Annotated in this window: 16 protein-coding genes and 1 rRNA gene; 2 read left to right on the plus strand and 15 right to left on the minus strand. The window is 45.5% G+C overall.

The window, feature by feature from the left end:
- Window positions 1–95 precede the first annotated feature (95 nt).
- Together NYE23_RS20245 and NYE23_RS20250 are read right to left on the minus strand one after the other, a co-directional pair.
- Window positions 96–1,646: ribosomal RNA gene (locus tag NYE23_RS20245) — 16S ribosomal RNA — on the minus strand.
- Between the two features lie 262 nt (window positions 1,647–1,908).
- Window positions 1,909–2,139: a hypothetical protein gene (locus NYE23_RS20250; RefSeq protein WP_341080319.1), complete on the minus strand. Its 231-nt coding sequence runs from the start codon at window positions 2,137–2,139 to the stop codon at window positions 1,909–1,911.
- Window positions 2,140–2,285: 146 nt separating this feature from the next.
- Here NYE23_RS20250 and pdaB point away from each other — a divergent pair, with 146 nt between their 5' ends.
- Window positions 2,286–3,038, plus strand: coding sequence for a polysaccharide deacetylase family sporulation protein PdaB (pdaB, locus tag NYE23_RS20255; RefSeq protein WP_341080320.1), 753 nt, complete (start codon window positions 2,286–2,288; stop codon window positions 3,036–3,038).
- A 14-nt stretch (window positions 3,039–3,052) separates the two neighbouring features.
- Here the strand turns inward: pdaB and NYE23_RS20260 are convergent, their stop codons facing one another.
- Entirely contained in the window at window positions 3,053–3,685 is a 633-nt protein-coding gene (locus NYE23_RS20260) for a KinB-signaling pathway activation protein (protein ID WP_048011493.1), read from the minus strand.
- Between the two features lie 147 nt (window positions 3,686–3,832).
- Here NYE23_RS20260 and gerD point away from each other — a divergent pair, with 147 nt between their 5' ends.
- Entirely contained in the window at window positions 3,833–4,480 is a 648-nt protein-coding gene (gerD, locus tag NYE23_RS20265; RefSeq protein WP_341080323.1) for a spore germination lipoprotein GerD, read from the plus strand.
- A 46-nt stretch (window positions 4,481–4,526) separates the two neighbouring features.
- Here gerD and NYE23_RS20270 read toward each other — a convergent pair whose 3' ends face one another.
- From NYE23_RS20270 to NYE23_RS20325, 12 genes are all read right to left on the minus strand, one after another.
- On the minus strand, window positions 4,527–5,585 hold the full coding sequence (locus NYE23_RS20270; RefSeq protein WP_341080324.1) for an Mrp/NBP35 family ATP-binding protein: 1,059 nt from the start codon (window positions 5,583–5,585) through the stop codon (window positions 4,527–4,529).
- A gap of 122 nt (window positions 5,586–5,707) precedes the next feature.
- Entirely contained in the window at window positions 5,708–6,430 is a 723-nt protein-coding gene (cwlD, locus tag NYE23_RS20275; RefSeq protein ID WP_341080325.1) for an N-acetylmuramoyl-L-alanine amidase CwlD, read from the minus strand.
- A gap of 102 nt (window positions 6,431–6,532) precedes the next feature.
- Window positions 6,533–6,976 (minus strand): YbaK family protein, encoded by a 444-nt coding sequence (locus NYE23_RS20280; RefSeq protein WP_341080326.1) that lies wholly within the window; start codon window positions 6,974–6,976, stop codon window positions 6,533–6,535.
- A 526-nt stretch (window positions 6,977–7,502) separates the two neighbouring features.
- Window positions 7,503–8,768: a glutamate-5-semialdehyde dehydrogenase gene (locus NYE23_RS20285; protein WP_341080821.1), complete on the minus strand. Its 1,266-nt coding sequence runs from the start codon at window positions 8,766–8,768 to the stop codon at window positions 7,503–7,505.
- A gap of 22 nt (window positions 8,769–8,790) precedes the next feature.
- Entirely contained in the window at window positions 8,791–9,909 is a 1,119-nt protein-coding gene (gene proB, locus NYE23_RS20290) for a glutamate 5-kinase (protein ID WP_341080330.1), read from the minus strand.
- Window positions 9,910–9,944: 35 nt separating this feature from the next.
- A complete protein-coding gene (proC, locus tag NYE23_RS20295; RefSeq protein WP_341080332.1) occupies window positions 9,945–10,787 on the minus strand; it encodes a pyrroline-5-carboxylate reductase in 843 nt (280 codons plus the stop codon).
- 355 nt (window positions 10,788–11,142) lie between these two features.
- Window positions 11,143–11,535: a 30S ribosomal protein S9 gene (gene rpsI, locus NYE23_RS20300; RefSeq protein ID WP_048011502.1), complete on the minus strand. Its 393-nt coding sequence runs from the start codon at window positions 11,533–11,535 to the stop codon at window positions 11,143–11,145.
- Window positions 11,536–11,555: 20 nt separating this feature from the next.
- Window positions 11,556–11,993, minus strand: coding sequence for a 50S ribosomal protein L13 (gene rplM, locus NYE23_RS20305; RefSeq protein ID WP_009336613.1), 438 nt, complete (start codon window positions 11,991–11,993; stop codon window positions 11,556–11,558).
- 234 nt (window positions 11,994–12,227) lie between these two features.
- On the minus strand, window positions 12,228–12,965 hold the full coding sequence (gene truA / locus NYE23_RS20310; RefSeq protein ID WP_341080334.1) for a tRNA pseudouridine(38-40) synthase TruA: 738 nt from the start codon (window positions 12,963–12,965) through the stop codon (window positions 12,228–12,230).
- Window positions 12,966–12,977: 12 nt separating this feature from the next.
- Window positions 12,978–13,775 carry an energy-coupling factor transporter transmembrane component T family protein gene (locus tag NYE23_RS20315; protein WP_341080336.1) on the minus strand — a complete coding sequence of 266 codons (798 nt, stop codon included), beginning with the start codon at window positions 13,773–13,775 and terminating at the stop codon, window positions 12,978–12,980.
- Window positions 13,772–14,641, minus strand: coding sequence for an energy-coupling factor ABC transporter ATP-binding protein (locus tag NYE23_RS20320; RefSeq protein ID WP_341080338.1), 870 nt, complete (start codon window positions 14,639–14,641; stop codon window positions 13,772–13,774). Before NYE23_RS20320 ends, NYE23_RS20315 begins: the two co-directional genes overlap by 4 nt.
- Window positions 14,617–15,456: an energy-coupling factor ABC transporter ATP-binding protein gene (locus NYE23_RS20325; protein ID WP_341080339.1), complete on the minus strand. Its 840-nt coding sequence runs from the start codon at window positions 15,454–15,456 to the stop codon at window positions 14,617–14,619. The genes NYE23_RS20320 and NYE23_RS20325 overlap by 25 nt, the downstream gene beginning before the upstream one ends.
- Window positions 15,457–15,570: the final 114 nt, after the last annotated feature.

Consider the following 15,570-nt stretch of genomic DNA (forward strand, 5'->3'; position numbering starts at 1 on the left):
TATCTAGTTTTCAAAGAACGAATCTTTCATTGAGAGATTGAACTCTCAAAACTGAACGAACAAAGAACGTCACGTTTCTTGTAAATATTCCTTAGAAAGGAGGTGATCCAGCCGCACCTTCCGATACGGCTACCTTGTTACGACTTCACCCCAATCATCTGTCCCACCTTAGGCGGCTGGCTCCAAAAGGTTACCCCACCGACTTCGGGTGTTACAAACTCTCGTGGTGTGACGGGCGGTGTGTACAAGGCCCGGGAACGTATTCACCGCGGCATGCTGATCCGCGATTACTAGCGATTCCGGCTTCATGCAGGCGAGTTGCAGCCTGCAATCCGAACTGAGAATGGTTTTATGGGATTCGCTTAACCTCGCGGTTTCGCAGCCCTTTGTACCATCCATTGTAGCACGTGTGTAGCCCAGGTCATAAGGGGCATGATGATTTGACGTCATCCCCACCTTCCTCCGGTTTGTCACCGGCAGTCACCTTAGAGTGCCCAACTGAATGCTGGCAACTAAGATCAAGGGTTGCGCTCGTTGCGGGACTTAACCCAACATCTCACGACACGAGCTGACGACAACCATGCACCACCTGTCATCCTGTCCCCCGAAGGGGAACGCCCTATCTCTAGGGTTGTCAGGAGATGTCAAGACCTGGTAAGGTTCTTCGCGTTGCTTCGAATTAAACCACATGCTCCACCGCTTGTGCGGGCCCCCGTCAATTCCTTTGAGTTTCAGCCTTGCGGCCGTACTCCCCAGGCGGAGTGCTTAATGCGTTTGCTGCAGCACTAAAGGGCGGAAACCCTCTAACACTTAGCACTCATCGTTTACGGCGTGGACTACCAGGGTATCTAATCCTGTTTGCTCCCCACGCTTTCGCGCCTCAGCGTCAGTTACAGACCAAAGAGTCGCCTTCGCCACTGGTGTTCCTCCACATCTCTACGCATTTCACCGCTACACGTGGAATTCCACTCTTCTCTTCTGCACTCAAGTTCCCCAGTTTCCAATGACCCTCCCCGGTTGAGCCGGGGGCTTTCACATCAGACTTAAGGAACCGCCTGCGCGCGCTTTACGCCCAATAATTCCGGACAACGCTTGCCACCTACGTATTACCGCGGCTGCTGGCACGTAGTTAGCCGTGGCTTTCTGGTCAGGTACCGTCAAGGTACCGGCAGTTACTCCGGTACTTGTTCTTCCCTGACAACAGAGTTTTACGATCCGAAAACCTTCATCACTCACGCGGCGTTGCTCCGTCAGACTTTCGTCCATTGCGGAAGATTCCCTACTGCTGCCTCCCGTAGGAGTCTGGGCCGTGTCTCAGTCCCAGTGTGGCCGATCACCCTCTCAGGTCGGCTACGCATCGTGGCCTTGGTGAGCCGTTACCTCACCAACTAGCTAATGCGCCGCGGGCCCATCTGTAAGTGATAGCGAGATGCCATCTTTCAGCTTTTCCTCATGTGAGGAAAAGAGTTATCCGGTATTAGCCCCGGTTTCCCGGAGTTATCCCAGTCTTACAGGCAGGTTGCCCACGTGTTACTCACCCGTCCGCCGCTGACTTCAGGGAGCAAGCTCCCATCTGTCCGCTCGACTTGCATGTATTAGGCACGCCGCCAGCGTTCGTCCTGAGCCAGGATCAAACTCTCCATATAAGAGTTGATTAAGCTCGTTTTGTCTTTTCATAAAAGACTAATGATTTAAACGTTGACGTTTTTGTTCGTTCAGTTTTCAAAGATCAATCCGCCGCTCAGAAGCGACTTTCTCAATATATCACATGTCAACTTCGACGTCAACAACTTTTTTCAAGTTGTTATTATTAATGCTTTCCGTCATCAGCGACGTTTATTAATATACCAAGATACCAATAAGAAGTCAACAGCCTTTTTAAGTTTTTTTCTTCAGCACCAAATTATATTACCCCTTCTTTTGATGATGCTGGCGGGAACGCATGTATTTCAGGCAATCTGCTGGTGCTGCCAGACGCTGAAATAATGAAAATAAAATTTTATATCGTTCCTCCATGGCTCTTTTGACAATATGATCGATACGGTCATCTTTTAAATCAAATAATATTTCGTCCATTTCCCGCTTAATCAGATACTCCATTTCTTTTAGCTCTTTTTGGCTTAAAAGCATTCCCATCATTTTGATTGCCTCCAATACATTTTTCAATTTGTATTTTGTAGTATTTTTCCAATTAAGATTTTTTATGAATAAATTTTTTTATACATGGAAGAGACAAGTTCAGCATAGGTATGAGACTAGGAAGGTATCGGACGAGGTGATCGATTATGAACTTTTTTTATGTATTGAATGGTAAGTCTTTAAAACAAATATCGCTGGTTGTCATTGCAGCATTTTTCACGGCTTGGTTCCTCTTCATGCAGAGTATTGTCCACTTGCCTGCTTTTTCAGCTAAAGACGGGCCTAAGGCGATATACAAAGGGGAAAAGGATTTAGCCCTCACCTTTAATATAGGATGGGGGGATGTTAAAGCAGAGCCCATATTGGATATCCTTAAAAAAGAGAATGTTAAATCTGCGACCTTTTTTCTTGCCGGCTCCTGGGCTGAACGCCATCCGGATTTAGTTTCAAGAATCGTGAAAGAAGGCTATGAAATCGGAATTCTGGGCTATGGCTATGAAGATTATACAGAGCTTGAAGAGGATAAAATCAGGAGGGACCTCGCAAAGGCGCAGGAAGCATTTAGAAAGCTGAACATTAAAGATATTAAGCTCGTTCGCGCCCCAACAGGGCACTTTGACCAGAAAACCTTAAAGGTTGCTGACCGGATGGGCTATACCGTTGTCCATTGGAGCGTCGATTCAAAGGATTGGACGAATCCGGGTGTCGAGAGGATTGCAGAGAATGTATCAAAGGCAAAAAAAGGAGATATCGTACTTTTGCATGCTTCCGATTCTGCCAAGCAAACAGCCAAAGCACTTCCGCTCATTTTAAATGATGTAGAATCCAAGGGGCTCAACTTCGTTTCCGTCTCAGAAATGATTGCGAATGCAGAGACAAAGACAAATGAAATTAAATAAACAAAAGCCATCCGTTATTTGGATGGCTTTTTAGCTATATGGCTTCTTTGCTTTTGGGAATCTTCATTCAGCTTATGAAGAATAAGCAGCTGATAGGTGTTGCAGACTAATAACGGGATCAGCATAAGATATAGCCAGCTTTCTTCGTTTACCCTTAATACAGGCACCCACTCAATGGCGGTTACGACCACCATGAAGAAGACTGCAGGAATAAAGGCATGCTGGTTGGTCTGTTTGGTTTTAATTGCTGCGACCACAAGAGCGACTATAAGAAGAAATGCTGCAACGCCAACATACGGAAGCATGCTGTCTCCCGCACCAGCAAAAGCCTTATAGCGGAAATAAACCAAGTCAAATAATGCAAATAAAATAAGGACAATCTGAATAGGATTCCATAATCCTTTGAAAATCCCCAATCCAAAGCGGTGTACAGTCAAATAAGCAAAAAAGCCCATTTGGCTAATAATACTGAAGATTAATCCTACACCGATAAGCCAGAACAATACTGACAGAATCTCCAGGAAATCGAAGTCAGTAAAAATAGGCGCAAATTCATCCCAGCGCACAATGAACCCGACAACTCCAGTCGTTATTCCTCCGACTAAAAGAGTTGTTATAAAAAGCTTTACCCAATTACGGCTAGTCAATTTATTTTTCCCCCATAATAAATAAATTCATTCTTATTGATTGTACCAACCAGAGTTTGAAAAATCTAGGCATTGTATTTCCAGCGCATAATATTTGCTGAAAATCTTCATTCTAAAGGTAAGGACACCTCTGAAAGGAGCTTCACCATGAAGAAAAAATTTCGTTTGCTCCTTCCATTAGCGCTAGTGTTTTTCATATCAGGCTGCGGCCAAGGTGAATCGGGCGCCGGCCAAATGGATTATGAGCAAACTAAAAAAATGGTTGTTGATATATTAAAGACAGATGAAGGAAAAAAAGCACTCGAAGAATTGATGGCTGATGAAAAAATGCAGCAGAAGATGGTCATGGACCAAAAGGTAGTAAGCGAAACCATTGAAAAAACCTTAACTTCCGATAAAGGCACAGAGTTTTGGAAGAAGTCTTTTGACGATCCAAAGTTTGCCGAAAGCATGGCAAAAAGTATGCAAAAGGAAAATGAGCAGCTTTTAAAAGATCTTATGAAAGACCCTGAATACCGGGGAATGATGATAGAAGTATTAAAAGATCCCGAGCTTGAAAAAGAAGTTACAAATGTCCTTAAAAGCAAGGAATATCGGGAGCACATTCAGAAAGTAATGACTGAGACATTTGAAAGCCCGCTTTTTAAAGCCAAAATTCAGGACATCCTTCTGAAAGCAGCAGCGGAAACGAAAAGCGGCGGTGAGCAGGGCGGACAAGAAAGCGGGGGTCAAGGCGGCGGCCAGGGTGAAGCCCAGGGCGGTGGTGGCGGTGGCGCCCAGGGCGGCGGAGCATAACCCTTTTAAAAAGAAAACCTCTTCCATTTCGGAAGAGGCTTTTTCATTATTTGCTTTCAATTGTTTGGATAACTTTGCGGGCAATTTCCGTATAGATTTGACCGAGCTTATGGTCTTTATCATAAATGGACGGAGCGAAGTCTTCTTCATTCCAATCAGGCTGCTGAAGAGGCAGCTGGCCCAGCACTTCTGTCCGCAGTTCATCAGCAAGCTTCTCGCCGCCGCCCTGCCCAAATACGTGCTCTCTTTCTCCAGTCAATTGACTCTCAAAGTAGGCCATGTTCTCGATAACACCCAGGATTTCATGCTCTGTGCGAAGTGCCATTGCACCAGCTCTGGCCGCAACAAATGCGGCTGTAGGATGCGGAGTTGTCACAACAATTTCCTTGCAGGAAGGAAGCATTGTATGCACATCCAGGGCAACATCTCCTGTTCCCGGAGGCAAATCAAGAAGAAGGTAGTCTAATTCACCCCACTCAACTTCATTGAAGAAGCTGTTCAGCATTTTGCCAAGCATCGGCCCTCTCCAGATAATCGGCGCATTATCTTCCACAAAGAATCCCATTGAAATCACTTTTACGCCAAAACGTTCAACCGGCAGAATTCGCTCTCCTCTGACCACGGGACGCTTCGTAATGCCCATCATATCCGGAACGCTGAATCCATAGATATCAGCATCGATCAATCCAACTTTTTTGCCCAGCCTTGCCAGGGATACAGCCAGGTTGACCGAAACGGTGGATTTGCCGACTCCGCCTTTTCCGCTGGCAATGGCAATGAATTCCGTCTTATTACCAGGAGAAAGCAGGCCTTTGTCTTCTTCCGCCGCTGCCTCTCTATATTGTGAAAGCACTTCATCCGGAAGCTCGCTGAAGCGGATGCCGACGGTCGCCGCCCCTGCTTCTTTTAAAAGATTGACGACTTCCGTCTGAAGCTGAAGCTGTTCAGCTGTACCTGTCTTGGCGACTTGAATCTTAACGCTGACATGATTCTTTTCTTCCTTGATTTTAATTTCTTCAATGGCGTTAAGTTCGCCCAATGTTCTATGTATAAATGGTTCCTTCAAGCCGCTTAAAGCTTCTCTGACTTTCTGTTCAGTTAACATACATTGCACCCGCCTTTTGAATTCGTTTCCATTTCAGTATAACATATTGAAAATTCTTTACAGTTAATTGTATCACACCGGAAAAATATTCAAAAAAGAAAAGGCACTCTATCAGCACCTTTTCATTCCCATGTTTCGGTCAATTCTTTTTCATTGGTATAGTAGCGCATAATTCCATTATAGATGGAGGCAGCGATTTTATCCTGATATTCATCCGTTTTCAGGCTGGCCCGTTCCCCCGGGTTTGATAAGAATCCCACTTCTACTAAGACACCCGGCTTTTTGGCGTATTTTAAAATGAATACATTGTTTAAAGGCTTGGAATTCCGCTTCGTATTTTCCAGATTGCGACGGAGTTCATCCTGTATGAATTTTGCGGCTTTGGCATTTTCCTTAATCCCAGGCGCATAGAAAGTCTGCGCTCCGCTCCATCGTGGAGAAGGAATGGAATTTAAATGGATGCTGACATAAAAATCAGAATTTGACGTATTTATCATTTCAAGCCGTTTCTTCAGGTCTTCAACTTTTCTCCGGCTGTATCCCCTCGTTCCCTCTGGTGCGAGGTCCCTATCGTCCTCCCTCGTCATGAGCACAAGCGCTCCCTGCTCCTGGAGGTAATCCCTTACTTTTAATGATACTTCCAGTGCAATATCTTTCTCGAGTGCCCCTTCGTCACCTGCCCCGCCATCCGGGCCGCCATGGCCGGGATCAAGCAAGATGATCTTCCCGGTTAAAGGCAGATTCCACGATTCCCAGGAATCATCATCCATAAAGTCATATTGTAAAATAAGAAAAAGGACGATAAGCCCGATCGCAAACCCGCCTATTTTTAATTTTTTCTTCATACGCCCTAATCAGTCCCCTCCTGCTTATCCTCATTTCAATATATGGGACAAGACGGAGATCTAGAACTTCGATCAGGACAGCGGTCTGATCAAATTAACTTTTCAGTGGAGACGCAATTTATGCCTTCTCTCACCTTTATTGAATCCTTCCGACCACCAGCTGTTTACATATTGCTCGCACATATAATAAAGGGATTCACTCATAGCCGCTTCCGAACCATGGCCCCAATAAAGAAAAAAGTTATACAAGGTATCCACTAAATGCTTATGCTCTTTTTCACATCTATTGCGGACCTGATCCAGCGATTCGCCATAGCGCCCAAAACGGCTATAGTTGGCCCCCAGCAAATAGGCTTCAATCGCTACATCATAGCAGGCCTCCTCAATTCCGGCATTCATCATCAGACCGGAGACAAATCTGGAAGAACCAAAAAACTGCTGTACTTTTTCTTTTAAGACTTTTATCGAAATTTCCCTAAGGACTGATTTTTCATATTTGATCTGCTTCTCTCTTTTTTTCTCTTTGAACGTCGTTATGACAGTCACGCTTTCTCACCCCTTGTAAATAGTCTTTATCTGCAGCGGGAGAGAAATGCAAAAAGAAGCCGCGAATCGGGCTGCCAATTTTTTATCAGAAAAGCGGAAGGCGCCCGCTTATAAAGGAACGCAGACTAAAACCGCCACGTCCTGTGGCAGCGTCTGCATGACCCGCATCCTCCCAAAAGCTGTCGCTTTCGGTCGTGCGACGTTTATGCTGACGAAGCCTTCCTTGTCCTGCGGGCCTCAAGCATAAGACAAGCCGGCTGAAAGGTTGTTCTTTACCTTTTAGACGGATTGAAAGAAATGTGGAGGCGACTGCCCAGGGACGACTAGTATAAGACGAGCCCTGCAAGAAGGGGTTCTTTCCTTCTGGAAGGGATTGGCTTATGTCTCGAGTCCCTAGGAGCCGCAACAAGACAAGCTTATGACCTCGAGCCGATGGCGCCTGTAGCTGGACAGTTATCTAACTTTCAGGATTAATTCTTATTATTTTAGAAAAGCACCAGCCGGAGCTGATGCTTTTAAACATTTTTTATCGAATCTGTCCATTTCCGGACATTAGGTATTTGCGGGTTGTTAATGCAGGCAGACCCATCGGCCCTCTCGCGTGGAGCTTCTGTGTGGAAATGCCGATTTCAGCTCCAAAGCCAAGTGCGCCTCCATCCGTGAATCTCGTCGAAGCATTATGGTACAGCGCCGCAGCATCTGTCAGCTGCATGAACTTTTTGGCTGTTTCCCCATTTTCGGTGATAATCGCCTCTGAATGCCTAGTGCCATATTGATCAATATGATCGATGGCCTGTTCAAGACTATTCACGGTTTTTACAGCTAAGTCCAGGCTTAAATATTCATTGGCCCAATCGCTATAAGCTGCGGGTACCACATCAGGCAATGCAGCTGCTGCAGAGTCATCACCATGTACAGTTATCCCGTGATTCTTCAGAGCTTCTGCAAGCAATTCTTTATGCTGATCCAGCCATGCTTCATGAACAATCAGCGTTTCTGCCGCATTACAGACTGCGGGACGGTCGGTTTTGGCATTAATCAGGATATTGATCGCTTTTTCCGGATCTGCCTCTTTATCAACATAGATATGGCAGTTTCCAACTCCTGTTTCGAGTACAGGCACCGTCGCATTCTCAACCACAGCTTTAATGAGGGATGCGCCGCCTCTCGGAATTAAGACATCAATATGCTCTTTCATGGTGAACAGCTGCTTTGTCGCTTCTCTGTCTGCTGTGGCAATGAATTGGACAGTTTCTTTAGGTATCTTCGTTTTTTCAAGAGCTTCATGAATAAGCTCGACGATCGCCTGATTCGAATTCAGTGCTGATGATCCGCCTTTTAAGACTATGGCATTTCCAGATTTCAGCGCAAGACCTGCCGCGTCGGCAGTTACATTAGGTCTTGCTTCATAAATCATGCCGATGACACCAAGCGGAACACGGACCTCTTCCACCTTCAGCCCATTATCCAAAGTCCAGCCCGACATAACATCTCCAATCGGATCGGGAAGTTCAGCTACCTGGCGAAGGCCGTCTGCAAATTCATAAACCCGCTCCTTCGATAATGACAGGCGATCCATATATGCCTCTTCGAATCCTTTTTCCCTGCCATTATCAAGATCGGCCATATTAGCTGCAAGTATCGATTCATATCCGGTTTCCAAAGCATCTGCAACTGTACGGAGTGCTTCGTTCTTTTCTTCCGTTGTTAAAATACTTAATGTTTTTGCAGCCTTCCTTGCCTTTTTTGCCTGTTCTTCTACATTATTTATCTTTACTGCTGATGCAGTAATCATTGAATCCCTCCTAAAAAGTTTAAACAAGTGCCGGCAGCTTAAAGTCGCGGGAGCATACAAATTTTTCCTGAGCTACGGCCGGTTCAAGCTCTTCATCTGCTGTATGGCCGCTTAACTGTTCGTTTGAATAATTAATGCGGCCGAGGCCGATTTCTATTCCCTCTTCATCCAGAATGCGGACGACCGCTCCATCCTTAAATCGCCCTTTGACTTCCTGAATATCAGCGCAGTATAGATTTTCCTGCTGATCCACAATAGCCTCTATCCCATGGGAATTGATGGTCACCTTTCCTTCAGGACCTGAGTGGAACGCAATCCACTGCTTCTCATTATCCAGATTAAATGCATCCGGCTCCGGCGTGAAGTAGGTGCCTCTCGCTCTGTTTTCCACAGCTTCCATTAAAATATTTTCCGTTCCTGCTTTTCCTAAAAAGGAGTCAATCCCTGCAGCCATCGCAATTTTCACTGCCTGGATTTTTGATTTCATGCCGCCTGTTCCTACAGCACTGCCAGATCCTCCTGCAGCTGCTTCAATTTCAGGTGTAATGCTGTGAACCCTCTCCAGAAGAGTCGCATGGGGATTATCATTCGGGTTGCTGTCATAGAGGCCGTCAATGTCAGATAAAATAATCAGTAAATCTGCATCAATCAGACCGGCCACTTTTGCAGCCAGAGTATCATTGTCCCCGAAGCGCAAGCGGTCGACCGTAACCGTATCATTTTCATTTATGATTGGGATGATGCCTCGCTCCAGCAGCACATTCATGGTGTTATGCATATTGCCATAGCGATTTTCATCAGAGAAATCACTTCTGGTAATCAAGATTTGTGAAGCTACGTAACCATGAGATAAAAAGAGTTCTGAGTAAGATTCCATTAATAGCCCCTGGCCAATAGAAGCCGCAGCCTGTTTTTCCGGAAGGGAAGAAGGCCGGTCAAGGCAGCCAAGCTTCCTATATCCTGCTGCAACAGCACCTGATGACACAACCGCTGCTTCATAGCCTTCATCCTTCAGCTCGACAATTTGCTCAGCAAATTTTTCAAGCTTTCTGCGGCTGATCTCCCCGTGCATGCTTGTTAATGAGCTGCTTCCAATCTTAATAACAACTCTTTTTATCTGCTTTTCTTTAATCAACATCCAATACCTCCTGTGAACTTGTATATCCATTTCCCTTAGGAAGTGACAAGGGCGCCTTCCAACTCTTCGCTGATCTCCTTCGAACGTTTGGCGGCATGCTCAACTGCCTGCGTGATAGCTTCGCCTCCGTTGTATTTCCTTAATGCTTCCAGTCCTGAGGCGGTCGTGCCATTAGGAGAGGTCACTTTCTCTCTTAGAGAAGTTGGCGTTTCCTCCTTTTCAAGCACCATCTTAGCTGCTCCAAATATCGTCTGGGCAACAATTTTGCGGACAGTCTCTTCATCCATCCCTTTTTGAACCCCTACCCGCTCCATATTCTCCATCAGATAATAGAAGTAAGCAGGGCCGCTTCCGGCTAATCCTGTAAAAACATCCATCTGGTCTTCATCGATGATATACACTTCCCCCATGCATTCCAGCAACTCCTTAACCATTTCCACATTGGCCATGCTCGTATTTTTTCCTGCCACGACAGCCGTCGCAGATTCCTGAATCATGCTTGAAGTATTCGGCATCACACGCACTACCTGCTGCCCCGGATTTAAATGCTCTTCCATGAACTCTGTTGTAATGCCTGCCAACACGGAAAGAATCACCTGGCCGGGATATATTTTGTCTTTAATCGAACGAAGGGCATCTTCTGCCCCTTTTGGCTTCATGGCTAAAATGAATAGATCGATTTCCTCAAATGGAAGCTCGTTTTGAGGAATCGCACTTACCCCATACTGATCATGAATCTCTTCCAGTCTGTCTGCATTGCTCCTATTCGTTACAAAAACCCGTTCGGGTGACATTTTTTCAGCTGTAATGACTCCAGAAATCATTGATTCCGCCATCGACCCTGCTCCTAAAAATGCGATTGTTTTATTGGCTAACATGGACATCCTCCTTTAGATGAAAAACTGTTCGTATATCCGTTCGTAATTTATCAACGTTATCTATCGTAACATGCTCAAATTCAGATTCAAGGGTATTAGGGAAAGACGGGAGGATAAGGGCGAGATAATGAATAAAAACGCTAACATACATGGCCTAAGGTCCGCTGATGCTCTCTCAGCGTGAATAATCCCCTCTCAGCCCGATATTTGCAATAAAATAATTTCCAGTTTCTCATTGGTACAGAATTAAAGCCCAGCCAGCTTGCTGGGCGGCAGGGAATAAAGGGAGCAGAAGTTAAATAAAATAAGAAAAAAGCTCCCAGCCGAAATGGCTGAGAGCTTTGGTAAGCAATAATTAACGCTTTGAGAACTGAGGAGCACGACGAGCACCTTTAAGACCGTATTTCTTACGCTCTTTCATACGTGCGTCACGAGTTAATAGTCCTGCGCGCTTTAATGTTGGACGGAATTCAGGATCAGCTTGAAGCAATGCACGAGCGATGCCGTGGCGGATTGCGCCAGCTTGACCAGTGTATCCACCGCCGTTTACATTTACAAGAATGTCGTAGCTGTTAACTGTTTCAGTAGCTACAAGCGGCTGTTTTACAACTTCACGTAAAGCTGCAAAAGGAATGTATTCTGTGATTTCACGACCATTGATGATGATTTTACCGTCGCCTGGAACTAAACGAACACGTGCAACGGAGCTCTTACGACGACCAGTACCAATATATTGAACCTGTGCCAAGTTAATAACCTCCCTAAAAATTATCCACGAAGTTCGTAAACTTCAGGTTGTTGTGCTTGGTGCTTATGTTCGCTACCAGCATATACGTGTAATTTCTTGAACATTTGACGGCCAAGAGAGTTCTTTGGAAGCATGCCTTTAATAGCAAGCTCAAGCATTCTCTCAGGGTAGTTTGTACGCATTTCAAGAGCAGTTCTTGTTTTTAGACCGCCTGGGTGCATGCTGTGACGGTAGTAGATCTTGTCAGTAAGCTTTTTCCCAGTAAGTTCGATTTTTGAAGCGTTGATAAGAATTACATGATCACCAGTATCAACATGTGGTGTATAAGTTGGTTTATGTTTACCACGTAGGATTGACGCTACTTCACTAGCAAGACGACCAAGAGTTTTGCCTTCAGCATCAATCACGTACCATTTACGTTCGATATTGTTTGAATTCGCCATAAACGTTGTACGCATCAGTTTCCCTCCTAATAATTCCATTCATAATCAATTTTTTGGTTTATCTATTCGACACAATAAGTTCCGGGGCTTATCGTGGTTTTAATAATAATACCATATGCTATAATATAACTTTGACAGTCTAATGTCAAGCGAATGTTACACCTGGTTTAGTTGTTTTAAAATCTTTTTTTATATGAGTTTGGCTTTACAACGCGCCCCCGCGGTTCCTCAAATGTTTTTTCCAAAATTTTAATAAAAAACTTTCCACAAATATAACCCTTGGGGAGGAGCTGTTTTTCCTGCGGCTGACCTGTTTTTTTCCTTAAGGACAGATGGCATGGAGGCTGAATCTCTTTCCCCTGAGCCGACTTCCAGAAGGGTGCCTGTCAGAATCCGGACCATATTATATAAGAATCCTGTGCCTCTAAAGCGGAAGATGAGCATATTCCCTTCTTCCAGCACATCTATCTCCTGGAGTTCCCTGACTTTATCCTCCACTTCCGTCTTGGCTGAGCAGAAGCTTGTAAAATCATGCGTTCCTATTAATTCCGCTGCTGCTTGTCTGATAGCATCCGTGTTTAAGGAATAGGCGTACTGGCAGGCATAGTGGCGCTTAAACGGGTCTCTCCTGGAGGATCGGTGCACGAAGTACCGATATTCCTTCCCTTTCGCATCAAAACGGACATGAAAGTCATCAGGCACTGTCTCCGTCCCGAGGATGGCCACATCATCCGGCAGAAGGGAATTAAGGGCGATTTCCCATTTTTCAATCGGAATGTTCAAAGGGGAATCGAAATGAATTACCTGGCCCCTTGCATGGACACCTGCATCGGTTCTGCCTGAGGCAGTCACCCTGATGTCTTCTCCTTTATGAATCTTCTTTAAGGCCCGTTCCAGCTCTCCCTGCACAGTCCGCTTGCCAGGCTGCACCTGATAGCCTGCAAAAAGAGTGCCGTCATACGTCACAATACATTTAAATCTTTGCATATGGTCACCCCATTACGTTCTCAGCAGGATTAACACCAGAGCCAGGGCTGCAAGCATGGTGAGCATTGCCGTATCCTTCAGGCCCCAGCTAAGCTGCCTGTATTTCGTTCTGCCTTCCCCGCCTCTATAGCCGCGTGACTCCATCGCCACAGCAAGCTCTTCAGCCCGCTTGAACGAGCTGACAAACAAAGGAATTAAAAGAGGTATAATGGCTTTAACACGTTCTTTTATCGGCCCGCTTGTAAAGTCGGCTCCCCTGGCTGTCTGGGCCTTCATGATTTTATCGGTTTCCTGCATGAGTGTCGGAATGAAACGGAGAGAAATCGACATCATCAAAGCCAGTTCGTGCACCGGAAACTTGATTTTATTTAATGGATTGAGCAGACTTTCCAGACCATCCGTAATTTCAATCGGAGTCGTCGTCAAAGTCAGTATAGAAGTCATCAGAATGAGCAAGAAGAAGCGCAATGAGATGAAAATCCCCTGTCTCAAACCTTCCTCATAGATCGTAATCCATCCAAACCGGAAGAGAACTTCACCCTCTTTTGTCAAAAACAAATGGAGGAATAAAGTGAAAATAACAAGCAGAAGGACCGGCTTCAATCCTGTATAGATAAACCGGATCGGAACCTTCGATAAAGCAATCATAAGAAAGGTATAAACCGTCAGTAATCCATATGTCAGCAAATTATTTGCCAGAAAGACTATGCACACAAATAAGAAAATAAGGACAAGCTTTGAACGGGGATCCATCCTATGGATGAGAGACTCGGCCGGAACATAGCGCCCAAAAATCATTTTGTCCATCATGTAGCTGTCCCCCTTTTCATCACAGCAGCAATCTCATCCGTCAGCTCATCCATTGTCAGACACGTCTTAGAAAGACGGATGTTAAGTGATTTCTCCATTTTCAGCTGAAAGCGGACAACCTCCGGAACATCGAGGCCCAGCTTAAGCAAGCCTTCCGGAGAAGAAAAGATTTCTTTCGGAGTTCCCTTTTTGTAGACTTCACCGTTGTGCATGATGACAATCTGATCAGCATAGCGGGAAGCATCCTCCATGCTATGTGTCACAAGCACCGTCGATAGCCCCCTTGTCCCATGAAGACTGTAGAACATATCCATGATTTCCTTCCGGCCCCTCGGATCAAGTCCTGCAGTTGGCTCATCCAGGACAATGACATCAGGCTCCATTGCCAGCACTCCAGCTATGGCTACACGTCTCATTTGGCCGCCTGACAGGTCAAATGGGGACTTGCTTAAAATTTCTTCCGGCAGGCCCACCTGTCCTATAGCTGCTCTGGCTCTTTTTTTGGCTTCCTCTTCTGATACTCCGAAGTTCATCGGGCCAAAGCAAATATCTTTCTCGACCGTTTCCTCAAACAGCTGATGCTCGGGAAATTGAAATACGATTCCGACCCTTTGGCGGATTTCTTTCAGGTTCTTTTGTTTCTTTTCCGGGGTGATCATCCGCTCTCCAATCACCACCTGGCCTTCTGTCGGCCTAAGCAGGGCATTTAAATGCTGGAGGACAGTCGACTTGCCTGATCCGGTATGACCTATGATCGCAAGAAACGTGCCAGAAGGAATATCGATGGAGACATCCTTTATTGCGAGACGTTCAAATGGCGTATTAACCTGATAACGGTATTCTACATTTTGGAGTGAGATGTCCATAATTCTTCCACCAACTCTTCTTCAGATAAATAATGCCTTGATAACGGCAATCCTTTTTCTCTTAATATCTTGCTCAGCTTTACAGGAAAAGGAATATCCAGGCCAAGGTTTACAAGCTCCTCATCCATTTGAAAGATCTCCCCGGGTGTGCCTTCCCGATATAATTGTCCCTTGTTCATTACCACGATGCGGTCAGCCTTTGCTGCCTCCTCCAGGTCATGAGTGATGGAGATGACAGTCATATGATAATCCCGCTTGAGCTCTCTGACGGTCTCAAGCACCTCTTCACGCCCTCTTGGGTCCAGCATGGAGGTTGACTCATCGAGAATAATAATATCCGGTCTTAAGGCAATAATGCCTGCAATGGCCACCCTTTGTTTCTGGCCGCCGGAAAGATGGTGCGGCTCTTGATTAAGAAATGATGCCATTTTGACCTTCTCAAGTGACTCTGTCACACGCTGAACCATGTCATTTCTTTCAATACCATGGTTTTCTAAACCAAAAGCCACATCATCCCGTACGGTCGTTCCGACAAACTGGTTATCCGGATTTTGAAAAACCATGCCAATCTTCTTTCTTGTTTCCCATACCGTCTCTTCGCTCAATGAAATTCCGCCTACTGTAATGCTGCCTTCCAGAGGAAAGTGGAGGCCATTAAGCAATTTAGCAAGTGTTGATTTTCCGGAGCCATTATGCCCGACTATTGCGAGCCATTCTCCTTTAAAAATATTAAAAGAGATATTGTCCAGCGCATATGCTGCTTCTGCATCGTACTTAAACGAAACATTTTTTAATTCTACCAGCGGCTCGGTCATTTGAAGTCCTCCTCTCAGCTCTGCTTCTCTATTTCAGCTCTGCTCTTTTCAAAAGCTCCAGCGCCTTCGAAACAAGCAAAAAACGCTTGTTCCTGCGAAGAACATCCAAGGAAG

The organism is Cytobacillus sp. FSL H8-0458, from assembly GCF_038002165.1.
Lineage (GTDB): Bacteria > Bacillota > Bacilli > Bacillales > Cytobacillaceae > Cytobacillus.

Bases quoted from the DNA above. Each gene is read 5' to 3' on its own strand.
- NYE23_RS20250 (WP_341080319.1), bottom strand. From the start codon at position 2,139: ATGATGGGAATGCTTTTAAGCCAAAAAGAGCTAAAAGAAATGGAGTAT.
- pdaB (WP_341080320.1), top strand. From the start codon at position 2,286: ATGAACTTTTTTTATGTATTGAATGGTAAGTCTTTAAAACAAATATCG.
- truA (WP_341080334.1), bottom strand. From the start codon at position 12,965: ATGCAAAGATTTAAATGTATTGTGACGTATGACGGCACTCTTTTTGCA.
- NYE23_RS20325 (WP_341080339.1), bottom strand. From the start codon at position 15,456: ATGACCGAGCCGCTGGTAGAATTAAAAAATGTTTCGTTTAAGTACGAT.
- cwlD (WP_341080325.1), bottom strand. From the start codon at position 6,430: ATGAAGAAAAAATTAAAAATAGGCGGGTTTGCGATCGGGCTTATCGTC.
- proB (WP_341080330.1), bottom strand. From the start codon at position 9,909: ATGTTGATTAAAGAAAAGCAGATAAAAAGAGTTGTTATTAAGATTGGA.
- NYE23_RS20320 (WP_341080338.1), bottom strand. From the start codon at position 14,641: ATGGACATCTCACTCCAAAATGTAGAATACCGTTATCAGGTTAATACG.
- gerD (WP_341080323.1), top strand. From the start codon at position 3,833: ATGAAGAAAAAATTTCGTTTGCTCCTTCCATTAGCGCTAGTGTTTTTC.
- NYE23_RS20315 (WP_341080336.1), bottom strand. From the start codon at position 13,775: ATGATGGACAAAATGATTTTTGGGCGCTATGTTCCGGCCGAGTCTCTC.
- rplM (WP_009336613.1), bottom strand. From the start codon at position 11,993: ATGCGTACAACGTTTATGGCGAATTCAAACAATATCGAACGTAAATGG.
- proC (WP_341080332.1), bottom strand. From the start codon at position 10,787: ATGTTAGCCAATAAAACAATCGCATTTTTAGGAGCAGGGTCGATGGCG.
- NYE23_RS20270 (WP_341080324.1), bottom strand. From the start codon at position 5,585: ATGTTAACTGAACAGAAAGTCAGAGAAGCTTTAAGCGGCTTGAAGGAA.